Source organism: Streptomyces spectabilis, assembly GCF_008704795.1.
Lineage (GTDB): Bacteria > Actinomycetota > Actinomycetes > Streptomycetales > Streptomycetaceae > Streptomyces > Streptomyces spectabilis.
In genome coordinates this window covers 2,913,783-2,932,115 of record NZ_CP023690.1, presented here as the reverse complement: position 1 = coordinate 2,932,115, position 18,333 = coordinate 2,913,783, and the positions used below count along the sequence as shown (strand labels likewise).

Below are 18,333 nucleotides of genomic sequence, written 5' to 3'. Positions count from 1 at the left end.
TGAGTTCTTGCGGGCTTTGGGGTGGTAAGCCCGTCGCGAGCCTACGCCCGTAAGCAATGCGGTGCGCCTCACTGTGCGTGCTGGCCGAGGGCGAGCACAAGCAGGCCTGCCGTGGCGGCGGTCTCGGCGAGTCCTCCGAAGACGTCGCCGGTGACGCCGCCGAAGCGGCGCACGCAGTGCCGCAGCAGGCCCTCGGCGGCGGCACAGGCCAGCAGCACGGCCGCCGCGTTCCGGAGGGCCGACACCACGGTGTCGGAGCCCGTGGCCGCGCCCGCGGCGGCGGCCGCGGCGGTGGTCACCACGAGCACGGCGAGGGCCGCGCGCACGGGCACCGTGCCCGCGACGGCCGCGCCGAGACCCTCGGGCCGGGCGGGCGGCACGGCGGCGCGGGCGGCGAGGGTGAGCGCGAGCCGGGCGGCCGTGGCGGCCACGGCGGCGCCGCAGGCACCCCGCGCCCAGCTCTCGTCGTACAGCTCGGCGAGGGCCGCGACCTGCGCGAACAGGGCCAGGACCAGCGTGATCACGCCGAACGGGCCGATGTCGGACTGCTTCATGATCCGCAGCGCGTCGGCGGCGGGCTTGCCGCTGCCGAGGCCGTCGGCGGTGTCGGCGAGACCGTCGAGGTGCAGCCCCCGGGTGCCCGCGGCGGGCACGGCGACCGCGGCCACCGCGGCCAGCAGCGGGCTCGCGCCGAGGGCGAGCAAGGCCGCCCCGAGGCCCCCCGCGAGCAGGCCGAGCACGAGCCCCGCGACCGGCGCGCACAGCATGCCCGCACGGGCGGCCTCGCGGTCCCACCGGCGCACGCGCACGGGCAGCGCGGTGAGCGTCCCGAAGGCGAAGCGGAGGCCGTCGGCGGGGGTGGGTCTGGGCATTGGGCGAGGTTACCCGGCAGGTCGGGGCGGTCCGCCGCCGCCCCGCTCGGCCGGGCATCCCGGCCTGCGCGCGACGGCGGCGAACCGCAAGATGGGCCCATGGACGGCTGGTGGTACCGGAACGTCGTGGAGCCGGGGAAGCTGCCCCTGCTGCTCGCGCTCGTCTCGTTCGTGGGCTGCTTCCTCGTCACGCGCACCATCACCCGCCTCATCCGCGCCGGGAAGGGCCCGTTCCGGAACATTACGACGGGTGACGTGCACATCCACCACGTCGTCCCGGGCATCTTCCTGATGCTGGTGGGCGGCTTCTGGGCGGTGGCCACCGGACGGCACAGCTTCGGCTCGATGTGCGCGGCCGTGATCTTCGGCGTCGGCGCGGGCCTGGTCCTCGACGAGTTCGCGCTGATCCTGCACCTGGACGACGTGTACTGGAGCGAGCAGGGCCGCAAGAGCGTGGAGGTGGTGATCCTCACCGCGGCCCTGGTGGTCCTGATCCTCACCGGATTCACGCCGTTCGGCGTGAACGAGCTCTCCGTGACCGAGCGGCACAACCGCTTCGCCTTCGCCCTGAACATCGCCGTGAACTGCGGCTTCGCGCTCATCGCGATGCTCAAGGGCAAGCTGCGCACGGCTCTGATCGGCATGGTGGTGCCGTTCGTGGCGCTCGTCGGGGCGATCCGTCTCGCCCGGCCGGGCTCGGCCTGGGCACGGCGGTTCTACCGCGACCGGCCGCGCGTCCGGGCCCGGGCGGGCCTGCGCGCCTTCCGCCACGACCGCCGCTGGACGGCCAAGCGCCGCTGGCTTCAGGACGTCATCGGCGGCAGGCCGGACCCGGAGCCGCGTCCGGCGCCGCGGCGCCGGACGTGACGTACCGCCGTGGCCGCCGCGCACACGACCAGGACGCCCGCGATGGCCGCCAGGTGCTCCTTGCCCGCGAGGTTGTTCTTGACCAGGACCTCGACCACCATCAGGACGATCACCAGGGCGCCGGTCGCGTACGCCCGGTAGCGCCAGCACACGAACACCGCGAGCCCGACGACCGCCGCCGACGGGCCGGTGTCGATGACGTGCGCGTCGGACGCGGGCAGGCCGAACCAGCTGTCGGGGCCGACGGCGATGCCCACGCGCGCGTAGAGGGTGCCCGCGAGCGTCGCCGCGTACCCGATGAGCAGCGTGCGCCACCAGCCGACGCAGATCTCGGCGATGCCGAACACCAGCAGGATCTGCGCGAGCGCGCCCCACACCGGCAGGTCGAGCGCGGGGACGAAGAGCGAGAGCGGGGTGCGGATCAGCGCGAGCCACAGCGGGTCCTCGGCCCGCACGGAGCCGATGTTCTGCACGAACTGGTAGCCCCAGGGCTGGTTCTGCACGTACTGGAAGGCCCCGGTCAGACAGACGGCGCCGAGCGTCATCGGGATCGCGAGCCAGCGCCGGGCGACGAGCCCGCCGCGCACGGTGGAGTACAGGTCGCCCCACTCGGCACGGGTCAGCCGGGACAGGGTGCTCATCTTCGGGACTCCAAGTGTGTGCGGTGCAGCCATTTCGGCAGGCCCGGAGCCTCCAGGAAGCCTTCGGCGCGGGCGGACGCGACACCGATGCGCGGCAGGTCCGCGCTCTTCTCGAAGAGCAGGAAACGCGGCTCCCAGATGGGCCGGTACTTGGCGTTGGCGCGGTACAGCGACTCGATCTGCCACCACCGGGAGAAGAAGCTGAGCAGGGAGCGCCACAGCCGGAGCACCGGGCCCGCACCGAGCCGCGAGCCACGCTCGAAGACTGATCTGAACATCGCGAAGTTCAGCGACACCTGCGTGATCTGGATCTCCGCCGCGCGCTGGAGCAGCTCGATGACCATGTACTCCATCAGGCCGTTGTCGGAGTCCCGGTCACGGCGCATCAGGTCGAGCGAGAGCCCGTGCGGCCCCCAGGGGACGAAGGAGAGCACCGCCCGCAGGTCGCCCTTGTCGTCGGTGCACTCCAGCATCACGCACTGGCCGTCGGCCGGGTCGCCGAGGCGGCCGAGCGCCATGGAGAAGCCGCGCTCGGTGGCGCCGTCGCGCCAGTCGTCGGCGCGTTCGAGGAGGTGGGCCAGCTCCTCCTCGGGGATGTCCGCGTGGCGCCGGACGCGCACCTCGTACCCGGCGCGCTTGACCCGGTTGTAGGCCTGGCGGACCGTGCGCATGGCCCGGCCCTCCAGGGTGAAGTCGGCGATCTCGACGATGGCCTCGTCGCCGAGCTCCAGGGCGTCGAGGCCGTGCCGGGCGTAGACCGTGCCCGCCTCCTCGCTCGCGCCCATCACCGCCGGGGTCCAGCCGTGCTCGCGCGCCTCGGCGAGCCACGGCTCGATGGCCCCCGGCCAGGCCTCGGGGTCGCCGATCGGGTCGCCGGAGGCCAGCGAGACGCCGCCGACCACCCGGTAGGTGACCGCTGCCTTGCCGCTCGGCGACCAGACGGCGCTCTTCTCGCGGCGCAGCGCGAAGTAGCCGAGCGAGTCGCGCTCGCCGTGCTTGTCGAGCAGGGCGCGCAGGCGTGCCTCGTCGTCCTCGCTGAGCGGGTCGACGGCCCGCCGCGAGCGGAAGGCCGCGTACAGGACGGCGATGAGCAGCAGCGTGCTCAGGACGTTGATGGTGACGTTGACCCAGCCGGGCGTCGAGATGCCCGCGAACCGGGAGTCGTCGGCGGCGAGCGACACCAGGCGCATCGTGCCGTAGCGCCAGCGGTCGAGGAACGTCGAGCGGTAGTCGTCGTGGGCGTGGTTGGTGACGGTCACCAGGAGCGCGGCGAGCAGCGAGGCCGCGAGCAGCCCGCCGACGGCGACGGCGGCCGCCAGCTTGGGGTTCGACCGGTCGCCCTTGGCGTAGAACTCGCGGCGGCCGACGAGCAGCGCGACGACGAAGCCCGCGGTGAGGACGAGCGAGATCCAGTTCTGCGCGTACTGCCGGATCTCGGGGAAGAACATCGCCACCGCGAAGAGCAGCAGGAACAGGCCGCTCAGCACGGAGTTGAGGATCCAGGAGGCCCGTTTGCGGCGGCGCATCGTGACCGCCAGGAACGCGGTGAACACACCGGAGGCGAACCCCGCGGTGAGCATGTACGGGGTGAAGTAGTTCTCCGTGTTGTGCCGTCTGAGGTCCTGCCCCAGGGAGACCCAGACGGCACTGAGGAAGTTGACGAACGCGACGGCCCGCAGATACCAGACGGCGCCCGCCGCGGCTCTCCGGGAGGCCGGGGTGGATGTCCTGCGCTGCTCTTCCTTCGGCCGTTCATCTCCCATGAAAAGGGATCTTATGGGGCGGTGTGATGTGATATGCCGTCACGGGCCGCGCCCAGGGGGCCCACGCGCCGAGGCGGGCCGCGGCTACTCGGCCACGGGAAGCTCCGCCGCGAGTGCCGCGGCCGACCGCAGCAGCGGCACCGCGAGCAGCGCCCCCACGCCTTCGCCGACCTTCACCCCGTGGCTGAGCAGCGGCTCGAGGGCCATTCGGTCGAGCGCCTTGGCCTGCGCGGGCTCCCCGCTGTCGTGCCCGGCCAGCCACCAGTCCGGCGCCCGGAAGGCGACCCGCTGGGCCACCAGGGCCGCCGCGGCGGCCACCACGCCGTCCAGGACCACGGGCGTGCGCCGCACCGCGGACTGGAGCAGGAACCCGGTCATGGCCGCGACGTCGGCCCCGCCCACCGCCGCGAGCAGCTCCAGCTGGTCGCCGAGCACCGGCCGCGCGCGCCGCAGGGAGTCCCGGACCGCCGCGCACTTGCGCATCCACGCCAGGTCGTCGATCGGCTGCCCGCCGCGGCCGGTCACCACCGACGCGTCGGTGCCGCAGAGGGCCGCGATCAGCGTCGCCGCGGGTGTCGTACCGCCGACGCTGACGTCGCCGAGCACGACCAGGTCGGTGCCCGAGTCGGCCTCCTCGTCGGCGAGCGCGATGCCCGCGCGCACCGCGCGCTCGGCCTCGTCCGCGGTCAGCGCGTCCTCGATGTCGATGCGGCCCGAGCCGCGCCGCACCCGGTGGCCCGCGACCTCGGCGGGCAGCTCGTCCGGGTCGCAGTCCAGGGCCAGGTCGACCACCCGCACGGGCACGTCGAGGCGCCGCGCGAGCACGGCCGCCGGCGCCGCCCCGGACAGGACGGACCGCACGAGGTCCGCGGCGCCGCCCGGGGGCCGGGCCGACACGCCGAGCTCGGCGACGCCGTGGTCACCGGCGAAGAGCAGCGCCCGCGGCCGGTCGATCGGCTTGACCGGCACGGACCCCTGCGCCGCCGACAGCCACTCGGCGAGCTCGTCCAGGCGGCCGAGGGAGCCGGGCGGCACGCTCTGCCGCTCCCTGCGCTCCTCGGCGTCGCGGCGCACCCCGCCGTCGGGCCGCTCGATCAGGTCGGTGAAGTCGTCGAGAATCAGCGAGCTCATTCGGCGAACAGTACCGGCGGGCGGTGACAGGCGCGCGAACGGCCCCGGGCCGGTCCGCCACCGGTGACACCGGCCCCCCGACGTCGTTGCCCCGCCACCACAGATCCCTTACGTTCCGTTTGTGTCGAATCGCCCTGTCTCGTACGTCCGTCAGCAGGCCACCGACGACCCCGTCGAGCGCGTCCTGCGCGCCCGGCACTCCACCCGGCGCCACCACGCCACGGCCCACGCCCTCGCCCGGCACCTCGAACCCGAGAGCTGGCTCGACGTCGGCACCGGACACGGCCGCCTCCCGGCCGCCGCCAAGGACGTCCTGCCGTACACCGCGTACGACGGCACGGACACCGGTGACGCCGTCGAGGAAGCCCGCGACGCCGGGCACATCGAGGAGGCCCACCAAGGGCTCCTGCCGGACCTCGCGGACCGCCTCGCGGACCGGTACGACGCGGTGAGCATGGTCCACCACCTGGAGTGCGTCCCCGACCCGGAGGCGGAGCTCGCCGCCGCCCGCACCGTCCTGCGCCCCGGCGGACACCTGGTGATCGAGGCGGCCGACCCCGAGTCCCGCTCCGCCCGGATCCTCGGCCCGTGGTGGCCCGCCCACGCACGCGCACCGCGGGAGCGCCTGCTGCCCATCGGCCGGCTGCGCCGCACCCTGGACGAGCTCGGCTTCACCCTCGTCGACGTCGAACGCCGCGCCCCGCACCTGCCGCTCGACCTGACCGGCGCCGCCGTCCTCGCCGCCGACCGCTGGCTGCCGAGGGCCGCCGGGCCGCGCCGGGCGTGCGGATGGGCGACGGCACCCCTGATCGTGCTCGCCTACGCCCTCGACCAGCTGCTCGCGCCCCTGCTCACCCGCACCGGCTTCGGCAACACCTACCGCGTCATCGCCCGCCGCGACAGCGACGTCTGAGCCCGCCTCAGCCGCGCAGCGGCAGCGCCTGCCCCGCCACCACGAGCAGCACGTGCTCGCACTCGGCGGCGAACGCGGCGTTCAGGCGGCCCAGTTCGTCGCGGTAGCGGCGCCCCGACGCGGTCGCCGGGACGATGCCGGAGCCGACCTCGTTCGACACCGTGACCACCGTGCGCCGCGCGGCCCGCACCGCGTCCGTGAGCTCCGTGACCCGCTTGCGCAGCGCCCGCTCGCCGCCGCCCGCCCACTCGGCGTCGTCCCACGCGTTCACGTCGTCCATCGCCTGCGTCAGCCACAGCGAAAGACAGTCGATGAGCAGCGGCGGCCCGGACTCGGCGAGCAGCGGCACGAGGTCGCAGGTCTCCGTGGTGCGCCAGGACCCCGGCCGCCGCTCGCGGTGCGTGCGCACCCGATCCGCCCACTCCGCGTCCCCGCCGCGCAACCCGCCGGTGGCCACGTACAGCACGTCGGGGAAGGCCTCGAGACGCCGCTCGGCCTCCACCGACTTGCCGGAGCGGGCGCCGCCGAGGACCAGGGTGCGCCGCGGCACGTCCGGCACGTCCTCGTACGCGCCGACCTCCAGGGTCGTGCCGTCCGGCACCGCCCGCGCCCCGGCCGCCGCGAGCCGACGGGCCAGCTCGGGGCCCGGCGGCACGTCGTGGCCGATGTGCACGGCGATCACGTCCGTGGTCGGGCCCGCCGCCCCGGCCGCCCGCAGCCGCGCGAGCCCGTCCGGGCGGGCCACCACGTCGGCCACGACCATGTCGTAGACGGCCTGCCCGCCGCCGTTCTCGGGACCCACCCCCGCGGGCGCGCAGCCGGGCGGCAGAAACAGCAGCCGCTCGCCGTCCGGCCCCGTCACCTCGTAGCCGGTGCCGGGGGCGTCCATCGCGACGGCCCGCACCCGGTGCCCGGTGAGCAAAGCCAGCTCCCGGCCGTCCGGCACCCGGCCCGGCTGCGGAAGCCCGGCCGGCACCTCCACGGCGGGGCCGTCGTGCGGATGCGAGAGCAGCACCTGGCGCACCCCGCCGAGCGAGTGCCCGGCGCGGGCCGCGGCGAACGCGGCGCCCGGGGTCAGGTCGAGCAGCAGCACACCGTCCACGAGCAGCGCCGTGGCCGCCCGCGCCTGGTCGCCGAGCGCGGTCGCGCACGCGGCGCAGGGACAGCCGGGGCGGGGCAGCCCCTCGGGGGCTCCGGTGCCGAGCAGAGTCAGTTCCACAGGAAGATCCTCCCGCGTCGCCCCGCGCGCCGCGCGCCCGGCTAGGCTTCAAGCGGCTTCGGGACACCACTGGACCTCGGGAGGCTGACATGGCGGCATGGACGTGGCGGTTCGAGAAGGCGGACGGGACGGAGGTCCAGCCCGCCGTGCAGCCGGAGGAGTTCACCACTCAGGGAGACGCGGAGACCTGGATCGGCGAACACTGGAAGGACCTCGCCGAGGGCGGCGCGGACCAGGTGACGCTCTTCGAGGACACCTCGGAGATCTACGGCCCGATGAGTCTGCACGCGCAGGACGCGGCGCCGCAGGGCTGACGCACGCGGATCCCACGCGACACACGGGGAGGCGGGGCCACGGCCCCGCCTCCCTTTTGCTCTCGTTTTCGCTCTCGTTCCGCGCTTGTTCCTCTCACATCTCCCCGAGGGTGACCTCGGCGGTCCGCTCGTCGCCGTCCCGTACGTACGTCACCCGCTCCTTGTCGCCCGGCTCGGCCTCGGCGAGCGCCTCCGAGAGGGAGGTGACCGTGGTGATCCGGTCGTCCCCGAGCCCGGTGATGATGTCGCCGGGCCCGATGCCCGCCTTGTCGGCGCCGCCGCCACTCTTCACCTCGGCCACCGCCACGCCCGCGGGCCGGTAGTCGTCCCCGAGGACCGTGCGCCCGCTGATGCCGAGCGCGGCCCGGCCCGAGTCGGTGACCTTGCCGCTCTTCACGATCTGGTCGGCCACCGTGCGCACCATCGACGCGGGGATCGCGAAGCCGATGCCGGGCGCCGCGCCGTCGCCCATCTCCGGATCGGTCGCGGCGAGCGTCGGAATGCCGATGACGTCGCCGTCGAGGTTCACCAGGGCGCCGCCGCTGTTGCCCGGATTGATCGCGGCGGACGTCTGCACCATGTTCCCGATGGTGGCGCCGGTGCCGCCGCCGGAGCGGCCCTCGCTGACCGTGCGGCCGGTCGCCGACACGATGCCCTGCGTGACGCTCGACGACAGGCCGAGCGGTGAGCCCATCGCGAGCACGATCTGGCCGACCTCCACCTTCCCGGAGTCGCCGAAGTCCGCGGCCTTCAGGCCGCGCGGCACCTTGTCGAGCTTGATGACGGCGAGGTCCTGCTCCGGGTACGCCGACACGAGCGTGGCCGCGAGGGGCTGCTCGCCGGTGGCCGTGGTCACCTTGAACGTCTTCTCCCGGCCCACCACGTGGGCGTTGGTGACGATGTGTCCCTTGTCGTCGTAGACCACGCCGGAGCCGAGGCTGTCGGAGGCGTCGATCTGTACGACGGAGGGGAGCGCGTCCTTGATGACCTTCAGGTAGTCGTCCTGGAGGTCGCCCGCCGCGGCGGGGGCGGCCGCCTGAGTCGTCGACTCCTTGCCCCGGGAGGCCCCGTCGTCTCCCGCGCACCCGGCCACGAGACCGGCCGCGACCAAGGCCCCCATCACCACGAACCCACGCGAAGCTCTCATGCCCCCCGAGTCTGGCCCCCGCCCCCTCCACCGACCTCCTGAACGGGTCCGAACAGGGGGCACGTGCCCCGACGCGGGGCCCTCCCTGGGTTTTGCCGCTACCGCGGCGGTGGCCTCCCACGATGGCTTCGCCGGTGGGGCCCCGGGTCCCCGCCGCTACCGCGGCGGTGGTTTCCCACCCGCCCACCCGTAACGCCGCGGCTTCGCGGGCGGGGCCCTGACGCGGTGCGCTGCGGCTGGCACCCCCGGGTCCCCGCCGCTACCGCGGCGGTGGTTTCCCACCCACCCGCCCGTAGCGCCTTGGCTTTGAGGGTGCGGCCCCGACGCGGAGCGCTGCGCCTGGCGCCTCCGAGTTCCCGCCGCTACCGCGACGGTCTTCCCCCCCGCCCGCCCGTGGCGCTGTGGCTTCGTGGGTGGGGCCCCTGCGCGGTGCGCTGCGGCTGGCACCCCGAGTTACCTCGGCGGTCGTCTCCCACCCACCCGCGCCACCTTGGCTTCGCTGATCGGGGCCAGACGCGGGGCGCTGCGGCTGATGCCCCGCAGCGCCGCCGTTACCGCGGCGGTGGTCTCGCCCCCCGAAACGCCCCCGGCCAGTGCCCTGACGCACTGTCCCAGTCATGGTGGGGGCGGGTGGGCCCGCCCTGGCGGGGCGAGGTGGGGTCCGGCGGGGGACGTAGGCACAGGTGCCCGATGGTGGGGGCGGGTGGGTGGGACTGTCCCGGCGGGGAGGCGCCGCTTCGGTCCAGGGGCCGTTGCCCGGGGTGTGTACCGGGGCTCAGCCGTGCTCGGGCCGGGCCCCTGCCCCGTCGAGCGGGGGCATGCGGCGCGGCTTCGACCAAGGGGCCGCATCCGGGGCCTGCGCCGGGGCTCCGTCGTGCCCGGGCCCCTGCCCCGTCGAGCGGGGGCATGCGGCGCGGCTTCGACCAAGGGGCCGCATCCGGGGCCTGCGCCGGGGCTCCGTCGTGCCCGGGCCCCTGACCGGTCGACCGAGGACACGTGGCGCGGCTTCGGCCAGGGTGCCTGAGCCGGGGCTTGCACCCGGGCTCAGTCGTGCCCGGGCCGGGCATGCGGTGCGGCTTCGGCCAAGGGGATCACGTCCGGGCCTGAGCCGGGGCCGGTCCGGCCGGAGCCGTGGGGGTAGGGCGCGGCTTCGGCCAGGGAGGGGCCGTGTTCAGGGCCCGGTCGGTCGAGCCATGTGGCGGACCGTGCCCGGAGGGCTCAGGCAGGGGCACGCCGGAGCGTGGCCCGAGGCTCAGTCGCGGGTGCCGCAGACGTGGAGCAGGGAGGCGACCGCCCGGTAGGGATCGGTTCGCCCGGCCCGCTCCTCGGCGGCGAGAAGCCCGTCGAGCGCCGCCCCGGCGTCAGGCACCGCCGAGGAGAAGACCCGCACCCCGTACCAGGCCCGCAGGGGCGCGGCGATCCCCGCGAGCGCCCCGGAGACCGCGTCGAGCCGATGGGCCCGCGCCCGCCCCCCGGAGGGGTCCTCGTACGTGTCGGCCCCGAAGGCGGCGAGCGCCCCGCCCCAGTCACCCCGCAGCGCAGGCGCCATGGCCATCGCGTCCGCGTTCCGTACCACCAGGGAGAGCAGCCCGCCGGGCGCGAGGACCCGGCCGAGCCCGGCAAGCAGGGCGTCGGGCTCGTCGACGTACATCAGGACGCCGTGACACAGCACGACGTCGAAGCTCCCGGGCAGGAAGTGCACCCCCGTGTCCCGCCCGTCGCCCTCGACGATCCGCATCCGCGACCGGATGCCCTCCGGCTCGGCCGCCGCCGCGGCCCGCGCGGCGGCGAGGCCGTCGGCTTCCCGCTCGACGCCCGTCACCTGGTGTCCGGCACGGGCGAGCCGGAGCGCCTGCGCCCCGCGCCCCATGCCGACGTCGAGCACCCGCAGCCGCCGTCCCACCGGGAACCGCGCCGCGATCTGCTCGTCCAGTTGCCGTGCCACCAGTTCCTGGCACACGGCCGTACGCTCTCCAGGGCCTGCGCCCTGGATCTCGCTCAGGGTCGCTCCCCGCGCTTGACCTGCGGCTTCGGCAGCCGCAGCCGACGCATCTGGAGCGAACGCATCAGGGCGTACGCGACGGCGCCCTTCTTGTGCTCGTCGGGGAAGCGCTCGTTGAGGCGCTTCTTCAGACGGAAGGCCGTGACGACGGAGTCGAGCACGATCAGGACGATCACGACGAGCCACAGCAGCAGCGCGATGTTCTGCAGCTGCGCGACGCGGACCAGGCTCAGCACGAGGATGAGCACGGCCATCGGCAGGAAGAACTCCGCGACGCAGAACCGCGAGTCCACGAAGTCGCGGGCGTACTTGCGCACCGGACCCTTGTCCCGCGGCGGCAGATACCGCTCGTCGCCGCTGGCCAGCGCCTGGCGCTGCTTCTCCATGTTCGCGCGGCGCTCCTCGCGCGACCGCTTGGCTGCCTCCTTGCGCGACGTCGGCGTGTTCATCACGCTGCGGCGCTGCGACTGGGCCGCGGCACGCTTGGGGGTGGGGCGGCCCTTGGGGGCCTCGGGGTCACGGGGCGAGGACTGGGAAGACGCGCTCTCGGCTACCGGCGCCTTGGCGGCCGGGGCCTTCTCGTCCTTGGATCGGCTACGGAACACAAAAGCCAAGGGTACGGGGTAAGCGGGAGGCGCGGGGCCGGAGGACCCTCTTTCCCGGGGCGCACCGGCGGGAGACCGGCGGGCGCATGGACGTCCGCTCCCCGGGGAACGATCCCGCAACACCGGCCGTCTTGCAGATGTGGCAGAGCGACGGAGGGGCCGTCCCGGGCTGTTCCCGGGGGCGCACCTACTCCTTGCGCCGGAGAGGCGGGCGGTGCAGTCGTCCTTGGGGATGAGCGCATCCACCCGCGAACAGTGCGGTAATGGATACAGACCCCGTACCGTGGGTTCTGTTGCAGCAGCTGGAGCTGGAGTCCGTCAGAAGGGGGCGCGCGAAGCCCATGAGCGGTGTCATGAAGCGTATGGGGATGATCTTCCGCGCGAAGGCGAACAAGGCCCTTGACCGGGCCGAGGACCCGCGCGAAACCCTCGATTACTCGTACCAGAAGCAGCTGGAGCTGCTGCAGAAGGTCCGCCGCGGCGTCGCCGACGTGGCGACCTCCCGCAAGCGTCTCGAACTGCAGCTCAACCAGCTCCAGAAGCAGTCCTCCACCCTTGAGGACCAGGGCCGCAAGGCGCTCGCGCTCGGCCGCGAGGACCTGGCCCGCGAGGCGCTCTCGCGCCGCGCGGCGCTCCAGCAGCAGGTCAGCGACCTGGAGACGCAGCACCAGACCCTGCAGGGCGAGGAGGAGAAGCTCACCCTCGCGGCCCAGCGCCTGCAGGCCAAGGTCGACGCGTTCCGCACGCGCAAGGAGACCATCAAGGCCACGTACACCGCGGCCGAGGCCCAGACCCGCATCGGCGAGGCCTTCTCCGGCATCTCCGAGGAGATGGGCGACGTCGGCATGGCGATCCAGCGCGCCGAGGACAAGACGGCCCAGCTCCAGGCCCGCGCCGGCGCGATCGACGAGCTCCTCGCCTCGGGCGCCCTCGACGACTCCTCCGGCCTCGCCAAGGACGACATCCAGTCCGAGCTGGACCGGCTCTCCGGTGGTACAGATGTAGAGCTGGAGCTGCAGCGCATGAAGGCCGAGCTGGCCGGCGGCTCCAGCACGTCGAAGCCGGCCATCGAGGGCGGCCAGGGCCAGTCCCAGGCGCAGTCGAAGGACGTCACCCGCTTCGACAAGCAGTAGCCACCGCTCACGTCCGAGGAGGGCGTCATGATCGTAAGGATCATGGGGGAGGGGCAGGTGAAGCTGGCCGACAGCCACTTCACCGAGCTGAACAAGCTGGACGACGAACTGCTCGAGGAGATGGAGGGCGGCGACGAGCCCGGCTTCCGCCGCACGCTGCACGCCCTCCTGGACAAGGTCCGCGAGCTGGGGGACCCCCTCCCCGACGACGCCCTCGAACCTTCGGAGCTCATCCTCCCCGCCCCGGACGCCACCCTCGCGGAGGTCCGCGCCATGCTCTCGGACGACGGCCTCATCCCCGGCTGACGCCCGCGCGGGACCGGGGGTGACGTCAACCCCCGCCCCCCGAACCCGCTTTCCGTTCCCCCCGCCGGGAGGCGCCCCGTACCGTTTAGCCGTGACCAACTTTGAACGGTGCCGCGGCTGGGCCAGAACGCACCCGCTGGCCGTGGACGCGGCCCTCGCCGCCGCCGCCCTCGTCTTCATGGTCATCGGCTCCTTCGCCGAGCCTTACGGGGAGCAGGGCTCCACGTGGAACGTGCACGCCCCGGGTGCCATGAGCCTCACACTCATGGGCGCGGGCGCGGCCATGCTCGTCTTCCGGCGCCGCGCCCCGTGGACGGTGCTCGCCACCACCTCCGCGTTCTCCATCGTGGAGCTCGTGTCGACCGGCCCCCGCGCACCCGTCGTGATGTGCGCCGTCGTCGCCCTGTACACCGTGGCCGCCCGCACCAACCGCCCCACCACCTGGCGCGTCGGCCTGGTCACGATGGCGGGGCTCACCGGCGTCGCCATGGTCGCGGGGCCCCTGCCCTGGTACGGCCAGGAGAACCTCGGCATCTTCGCCTGGACCGGCATGGCCGCCGCCGCGGGCGACGCGGTGCGCAGCCGCCGTGCCTTCGTCGACGCCATAAGGGAGCGCGCCGAGCGGGCCGAACGCACCCGTGAGGAAGAGGCCAGGCGCCGGGTCGCCGAGGAGCGGCTGCGCATCGCCCGCGACCTGCACGACGTCGTCGCCCACCACATCGCCCTGGTCAACGTCCAGGCGGGGGTCGCGGCACACGTCATGGACAAGCGGCCCGACCAGGCCAAGGAGGCCCTCGCGCACGTCCGGGAGGCCAGCAGGTCCGCGCTCGGCGAGCTGCGCGCCACCGTCGGCCTGCTGCGGCAGAACGGCGACCCCGAGGCGCCCACGGAGCCCGCGCCGGGCCTCGCACGGCTCGACGACCTCGTGGACACGTTCCGGCACGCGGGCCTGCCCGTGGAGGTGGCCCGCGGCGACAGCGGCCAGCCGCCGCCCGCCGCCGTGGACCTGGCGGCGTACCGCATCATCCAGGAGGCGCTGACGAACGTGCAGAAGCACGCGGGCGAGCGGGCCAAGGCGGAGGTCAGCGTGGTGCGCGTGGGGCCGAACCTGGAGATCACGGTCCTCGACGACGGGGCGGGCGACGACGCGCAGCCCGTCGACGACCCCGACCGCGGCGGCGGGCACGGCCTCATCGGCATGCGCGAGCGCGTCAGCGCGCTCGGCGGGCGGTGCAGTGTCGGCCCCCGCTACGGAGGCGGCTTCCGCGTCCATGCGATCCTGCCGGTCACGACCGTGAAACAGGGCGGCCGGGAGCACAGCCCGGCCAGGGGAGGGACCGCGTGACGATCCGGGTGCTGCTCGCCGACGACCAGGCGCTGCTGCGCAGCGCGTTCAAGGTCCTCGTCGACTCCGAACCCGACATGGAGGTCGTCGGCGAGGCCTCCGACGGCGCCCAGGCCGTGCGCCTCGCGAAGGCCGAGGCGGCGGACGTCGTCCTGATGGACATCCGCATGCCGGGCACGGACGGCCTCGCCGCCACCCGGATGATCAGCGAGGACCCGGCCCTTTCCCACGTACGTGTGGTCATGCTGACGACCTTCGAGGTCGACGAGTACGTGGTGCAGTCGCTGCGGGCGGGGGCGTCCGGGTTCCTCGGCAAGGGCGCCGAGCCCGACGAACTCCTCGGCGCCATCCGCATCGCGGCCGCGGGCGAGGCGCTCCTGTCGCCCACGGCGACGAAGGGGCTCATCGCCAAGTTCCTCGCGCAGAGCGACGGTTCGAACAGTGACGCGCCCGGCCGCGGCGAGCGCCTCGACGCGCTCACCGGGCGCGAGCGCGAGGTCCTCGTCCAGGTCGCGGGGGGCCTTTCGAACGACGAGATCGCCGAGCGCCTCGAGGTCAGCCCGCTGACGGTGAAGACCCATGTGAACCGGGCCATGGCGAAACTGGGCGCCCGCGACCGGGCCCAACTCGTCGTGATCGCCTACGAGTCGGGCCTCGTCCGGCCGCGGGCCGACTGACGCCGTACCGGCTACGGCAGCGCCAGCATCCGCTCCAGGGCCAGCTTCGCGAACTGCTCGGTCTCGCGGTCGACCTCGATGCGGTTGACGAGCTTGCCGTCGGCCAGGGACTCCAGGGCCCAGACCAGGTGCGGCAGGTCGATGCGGTTCATGGTGGAGCAGAAGCACACCGTCTTGTCGAGGAAGACGATCTCCTTGCCCTCGGGCGCGAAGCGGTTGGCCAGGCGGCGCACCAGGTTCAGCTCGGTGCCGATGGCCCACTTGGAGCCCGCGGGGGCCGCCTCCAGGGTCTTGATGATGTGCTCGGTCGAGCCGACGTGGTCCGCCGCCGCCACGACCTCGTGCTTGCACTCTGGGTGGACCAGGACGTTCACGCCGGGTATGCGGGCCCGGACGTCCTCGACCGACTCCAGCGAGAAGCGGCCGTGCACGGAGCAGTGGCCGCGCCACAGGATCATCTTCGCGGCGCGCAGCTGCTCGGCGGTCAGGCCGCCGTTCGGCTTGTGCGGGTTGTAGACCACGCAGTCGTCCAGGGACATGCCCATGTCGCGGACGGCGGTGTTGCGGCCCAGGTGCTGGTCCGGCAGGAAGAGGACCTTCTCGCCCTGCTCGAAGGCCCACTCCAGGGCCCGCTCGGCGTTCGACGACGTGCAGATGGTGCCGCCGTGCTTGCCCGTGAACGCCTTGATGTCGGCGGAGGAGTTCATGTACGAGACGGGCACCACCTGCTCGGCGATCCCGGCCTCGGTCAGCACGTCCCAGCACTCGGCGACCTGCTCGGCCGTGGCCATGTCGGCCATCGAGCAGCCCGCGGCCAGGTCGGGGAGCACGACCTTCTGGTCGTCGGTGGTCAGGATGTCCGCGGACTCGGCCATGAAGTGCACGCCGCAGAAGACGATGTACTCGGCGTCCGGCCGGGCTGCCGCGTCCTTGGCCAGCTTGAACGAGTCGCCGGTGACGTCGGCGAACTGGATGACCTCGTCGCGCTGGTAGTGGTGGCCGAGCACGAACACCTTGTCGCCGAGCCTCTCCTTGGCGGCGCGGGCGCGCTCCACCAGGTCGGGGTCCGACGGAGAGGGCAGGTCTCCCGGGCACTCCACGCCGCGCTCGCTCCTCGGGTCGGCCTCGCGGCCGAGCAGCAGGAGGGCGAGCGGGGTCGGCTCAACGCCGAGGTCACCGAGGTCCACGGGGGCCGCGGGGGATTGGGCGGTGGTCACGTCACGCACCCTTTCTGTTCTGCAGACGAGCCTTTTCGTCTAATTGACGTTATCTATCATAACCGCTTCACGTCAGTTTGACGATGGCCATAGTGTCGATGTGACGCATCCCCCGTGGGGCGCCGTGTGCGAGCATGGGAATGAATTCGCGGCCACACCGGTTGGAACCGGTCGGCAAGCAGTCTCCGTACTACCCGGGAGCGATGTAGATGTCCGTATCGGACGAGACCACCACCGTCACCGACGGCATCATCCTGACCGACGCCGCCGCGGCCAAGGTCAAGGCCCTGCTCGACCAGGAAGGCCGTGAGGACCTGGCCCTGCGTGTCGCCGTTCAGCCCGGTGGCTGCTCGGGCCTGCGCTACCAGCTCTTCTTCGACGAGCGCTCGCTCGACGGCGATGTCGTCAAGGAGTTCGGCAGTGTGAAGGTCGTCACCGACCGCATGAGCGCTCCGTACCTGGGCGGCGCCTCCATCGACTTCGTCGACACGATCGAGAAGCAGGGCTTCACGATCGACAACCCGAACGCCACGGGTTCCTGCGCCTGCGGCGACTCCTTCAGCTAAGCCGTACGTACGAAGGCGGTGGCTCCCCCTCCTCGGGGGGAGCCACCGCCTTCGTACGTCCAGGGCGCCGCGGGCTACGACCGCGGCGCGGGCTCGGCCTTGACCTCGCCCTTGTCGCGCGGCACCGCCGTGCCGCCGGGCGTGACGACCTTCCGGTCACCGAGCGGCTTCTCCAAGGTCACGGGCAGTGTGTAGAACTTCGCGAGCGCGATGCACACCTTGCCCCTCTCCTCGGTCGCGGTGACCCGCACGCTGACCCGTCCGCCGCTCTCGCGCGCCGACGCCTCGTACGTGCTGCACACCCCGCCCGTGAAGTGCACCGTCAGCGTGCGGCCCGACGTGCTGTACCCCTCGACCTTGACGTCGCTGGTGTAGGTGTCGCCCTTGTCGGGCTTCGGCTTCGGCTCGGCGTCACCCGGCGCTCCGGGCGCCTTCAGATACGCCGGCTCCACCGCCGGGTGCGACACCGTGTGGGCGTCCCGCGCGCCCTGCGGCCGCACCTCGAACAGCCACGACGGTACGAGCGTCTGCCGCCCGGCCACGAAGTGCGCGGCCAGGCCGAAGGCGGCGCCCTCCACGGCGATCGGCTCCTGCTTCGGCGGCACGGTCGGCGTGCAGCGCACCTCGTCGCGCCTGCTCGGCCCGTCGCCCTTGTGCGGCACCGGGGTCGCACAGCCGCCGATGCCCACGCCGCCGCCCTTGCCCGACGCGTTCAGCAGGGCGAGGGCCTCGTCCGCGCTCACCACCGGGTACCTCGCGCCCTTGTGCGGCTTGCTCAGCCGGCCGCTGCCGCCCACCACTTCGCCGTCCGGGCCCACCTGGACGCCCGTCGACCAGCCGTACGTCGGCAGTCCGTCCACCTCGGGGTCGGCGTTGACCACCCGTACGGAACCCATGAGCTGGCGCGCGTCCAGCTTGGCGCCGTCCTGGCCGAGGGCCTTCAGGACGGGCGCGGCGGCGGCCTTCGCGGCCCGCTCGCCGACCGGAGTGCCGCCGTCCAGCTCCGGGGACGTCCGGGGCGGGCAGGGCTTGCCCTTCAGGCAGTTGTCGCCGCCGCCGGGCCCGGACCGGGTGAACGACCAGGTGCCGGGGGCCTTGCGGGCCACCTGGAGCGAGGCGCCCGAGCCGTCGTTGGCCGGGCCGAGCCGCCAGGAGTCGCCCTGCGTGGTCGGCGTGCCGGACAGGCCGAGCGCCTTGGCGAGGCGGACCACCTGGTCCTTGGTGACCTCGCCGCGCGGCTCGTACACGGCGGCCGCGTCGGGCCCTTCGGGCAGCTCGCCCGAGGCCCGGTAGGTCACGCCGGAGGGGTCGGGCTCGCCCGGGGCGATGCCCTCCGGCGGCGGGGTGGAGCCTCCGCCGTTCGTGCCGTCCGCACGGTCCGCACGGTCCGTACCGGAATCGGAGTGTCCGCCCGATCCGTCCGCGTACCCGTCCAGGGCGAGCGGAGGGGGAGTCCCGCCGTCGCCCGCCGGAGTGCCGTCCTCGCCGGCCGGGTCCACGGCGAGGTAGGCCCCGCCGCCCGCCAGCAGGACCGCGGCCGCCACCGACGCGACCACCAGCGAGGGCCGTCGCCGCCGTCCGTCCTGTGCCTGATCGGTGCTCACCGCATCGCTCC

Annotated in this window: 18 protein-coding genes; 8 read left to right on the top strand and 10 right to left on the bottom strand. The window is 73.7% G+C overall.

The window, feature by feature from the left end:
• Positions 1-68 precede the first annotated feature (68 nt).
• Positions 69-872, bottom strand: a complete 804-nt coding sequence (locus CP982_RS12675) for an adenosylcobinamide-GDP ribazoletransferase (RefSeq protein WP_150510614.1) — start codon at positions 870-872, stop codon at positions 69-71.
• A 99-nt stretch (positions 873-971) separates the two neighbouring features.
• On the opposite strand from CP982_RS12675, the gene CP982_RS12670 reads away from it, so the two are divergent.
• Positions 972-1,739 carry a hypothetical protein gene (locus CP982_RS12670; RefSeq protein ID WP_150510613.1) on the top strand — a complete coding sequence of 256 codons (768 nt, stop codon included), beginning with the start codon at positions 972-974 and terminating at the stop codon, positions 1,737-1,739.
• On the opposite strand, the gene CP982_RS42125 is transcribed toward CP982_RS12670, so the two are convergent.
• From CP982_RS42125 to cobT, 3 genes are all read right to left on the bottom strand, one after another.
• A complete protein-coding gene (locus CP982_RS42125) occupies positions 1,676-2,380 on the bottom strand; it encodes a hypothetical protein (RefSeq protein ID WP_184924970.1) in 705 nt (234 codons plus the stop codon). The two genes, CP982_RS12670 and CP982_RS42125, sit on opposite strands and share 64 nt — an antisense overlap.
• Entirely contained in the window at positions 2,377-4,143 is a 1,767-nt protein-coding gene (locus CP982_RS12660) for a phosphatidylglycerol lysyltransferase domain-containing protein (RefSeq protein WP_150510612.1), read from the bottom strand. The genes CP982_RS42125 and CP982_RS12660 overlap by 4 nt, the downstream gene beginning before the upstream one ends.
• Positions 4,144-4,227: 84 nt before the next feature.
• Positions 4,228-5,274 (bottom strand): nicotinate-nucleotide--dimethylbenzimidazole phosphoribosyltransferase, encoded by a 1,047-nt coding sequence (gene cobT, locus CP982_RS12655; protein WP_150510611.1) that lies wholly within the window; start codon positions 5,272-5,274, stop codon positions 4,228-4,230.
• Between the two features lie 121 nt (positions 5,275-5,395).
• Here cobT and CP982_RS12650 point away from each other — a divergent pair, with 121 nt between their 5' ends.
• Positions 5,396-6,187 carry a class I SAM-dependent methyltransferase gene (locus tag CP982_RS12650; protein ID WP_229878918.1) on the top strand — a complete coding sequence of 264 codons (792 nt, stop codon included), beginning with the start codon at positions 5,396-5,398 and terminating at the stop codon, positions 6,185-6,187.
• 7 nt (positions 6,188-6,194) lie between these two features.
• Here the strand turns inward: CP982_RS12650 and CP982_RS12645 are convergent, their stop codons facing one another.
• Entirely contained in the window at positions 6,195-7,406 is a 1,212-nt protein-coding gene (locus CP982_RS12645; protein ID WP_150510609.1) for a bifunctional adenosylcobinamide kinase/adenosylcobinamide-phosphate guanylyltransferase, read from the bottom strand.
• A gap of 89 nt (positions 7,407-7,495) precedes the next feature.
• Here CP982_RS12645 and CP982_RS12640 point away from each other — a divergent pair, with 89 nt between their 5' ends.
• The gene (locus tag CP982_RS12640) at positions 7,496-7,720 is read left to right on the top strand and encodes a hypothetical protein (protein ID WP_144003023.1); all 225 of its coding nucleotides are present in this window, start codon (positions 7,496-7,498) and stop codon (positions 7,718-7,720) included.
• Positions 7,721-7,814: 94 nt separating this feature from the next.
• Here the strand turns inward: CP982_RS12640 and CP982_RS12635 are convergent, their stop codons facing one another.
• The 3 genes from CP982_RS12635 to CP982_RS12625 form a co-directional block, all read right to left on the bottom strand.
• On the bottom strand, positions 7,815-8,867 hold the full coding sequence (locus CP982_RS12635) for a S1C family serine protease (RefSeq protein WP_150510608.1): 1,053 nt from the start codon (positions 8,865-8,867) through the stop codon (positions 7,815-7,817).
• Between the two features lie 1,252 nt (positions 8,868-10,119).
• Positions 10,120-10,812 carry a class I SAM-dependent methyltransferase gene (locus CP982_RS12630; RefSeq protein WP_150515446.1) on the bottom strand — a complete coding sequence of 231 codons (693 nt, stop codon included), beginning with the start codon at positions 10,810-10,812 and terminating at the stop codon, positions 10,120-10,122.
• Positions 10,813-10,865: 53 nt separating this feature from the next.
• Complete coding sequence (locus CP982_RS12625) at positions 10,866-11,474, bottom strand: DUF3043 domain-containing protein (RefSeq protein ID WP_170316408.1); 609 nt, start codon at positions 11,472-11,474, stop codon at positions 10,866-10,868.
• A gap of 341 nt (positions 11,475-11,815) precedes the next feature.
• On the opposite strand from CP982_RS12625, the gene CP982_RS12620 reads away from it, so the two are divergent.
• From CP982_RS12620 to CP982_RS12605, 4 genes are all read left to right on the top strand, one after another.
• A complete protein-coding gene (locus CP982_RS12620) occupies positions 11,816-12,607 on the top strand; it encodes a PspA/IM30 family protein (RefSeq protein WP_150510606.1) in 792 nt (263 codons plus the stop codon).
• A gap of 27 nt (positions 12,608-12,634) precedes the next feature.
• A complete protein-coding gene (gene pspAA / locus CP982_RS12615) occupies positions 12,635-12,913 on the top strand; it encodes a PspA-associated protein PspAA (protein WP_150510605.1) in 279 nt (92 codons plus the stop codon).
• 91 nt (positions 12,914-13,004) lie between these two features.
• Positions 13,005-14,258, top strand: coding sequence for a sensor histidine kinase (locus tag CP982_RS12610; RefSeq protein ID WP_229878920.1), 1,254 nt, complete (start codon positions 13,005-13,007; stop codon positions 14,256-14,258).
• Positions 14,255-14,935, top strand: coding sequence for a response regulator (locus CP982_RS12605; RefSeq protein WP_150510604.1), 681 nt, complete (start codon positions 14,255-14,257; stop codon positions 14,933-14,935). The genes CP982_RS12610 and CP982_RS12605 overlap by 4 nt, the downstream gene beginning before the upstream one ends.
• A gap of 11 nt (positions 14,936-14,946) precedes the next feature.
• Here CP982_RS12605 and nadA read toward each other — a convergent pair whose 3' ends face one another.
• Positions 14,947-16,161, bottom strand: coding sequence for a quinolinate synthase NadA (gene nadA, locus CP982_RS12600; protein ID WP_372503353.1), 1,215 nt, complete (start codon positions 16,159-16,161; stop codon positions 14,947-14,949).
• Between the two features lie 200 nt (positions 16,162-16,361).
• Between nadA and erpA the strand changes: the two genes are divergently transcribed.
• Positions 16,362-16,718: an iron-sulfur cluster insertion protein ErpA gene (erpA, locus tag CP982_RS12595; RefSeq protein WP_144003018.1), complete on the top strand. Its 357-nt coding sequence runs from the start codon at positions 16,362-16,364 to the stop codon at positions 16,716-16,718.
• Positions 16,719-16,792: 74 nt separating this feature from the next.
• Here the strand turns inward: erpA and CP982_RS12590 are convergent, their stop codons facing one another.
• Entirely contained in the window at positions 16,793-18,322 is a 1,530-nt protein-coding gene (locus tag CP982_RS12590; RefSeq protein WP_150510603.1) for a hypothetical protein, read from the bottom strand.
• Between the last annotated feature and the right edge of the window lie 11 nt (positions 18,323-18,333).

What these genes read in the sequence shown, in the direction of transcription:
- cobT (WP_150510611.1), bottom strand. Translation starts at nt 5,274, where the DNA reads ATGAGCTCGCTGATTCTCGACGACTTCACCGACCTGATCGAGCGGCCC.
- pspAA (WP_150510605.1), top strand. Translation starts at nt 12,635, where the DNA reads ATGATCGTAAGGATCATGGGGGAGGGGCAGGTGAAGCTGGCCGACAGC.
- CP982_RS12640 (WP_144003023.1), top strand. Translation starts at nt 7,496, where the DNA reads ATGGCGGCATGGACGTGGCGGTTCGAGAAGGCGGACGGGACGGAGGTC.
- CP982_RS12670 (WP_150510613.1), top strand. Translation starts at nt 972, where the DNA reads ATGGACGGCTGGTGGTACCGGAACGTCGTGGAGCCGGGGAAGCTGCCC.
- CP982_RS12660 (WP_150510612.1), bottom strand. Translation starts at nt 4,143, where the DNA reads ATGGGAGATGAACGGCCGAAGGAAGAGCAGCGCAGGACATCCACCCCG.
- CP982_RS12620 (WP_150510606.1), top strand. Translation starts at nt 11,816, where the DNA reads ATGAGCGGTGTCATGAAGCGTATGGGGATGATCTTCCGCGCGAAGGCG.
- CP982_RS12635 (WP_150510608.1), bottom strand. Translation starts at nt 8,867, where the DNA reads ATGAGAGCTTCGCGTGGGTTCGTGGTGATGGGGGCCTTGGTCGCGGCC.
- CP982_RS42125 (WP_184924970.1), bottom strand. Translation starts at nt 2,380, where the DNA reads ATGAGCACCCTGTCCCGGCTGACCCGTGCCGAGTGGGGCGACCTGTAC.
- erpA (WP_144003018.1), top strand. Translation starts at nt 16,362, where the DNA reads ATGTCCGTATCGGACGAGACCACCACCGTCACCGACGGCATCATCCTG.
- CP982_RS12675 (WP_150510614.1), bottom strand. Translation starts at nt 872, where the DNA reads ATGCCCAGACCCACCCCCGCCGACGGCCTCCGCTTCGCCTTCGGGACG.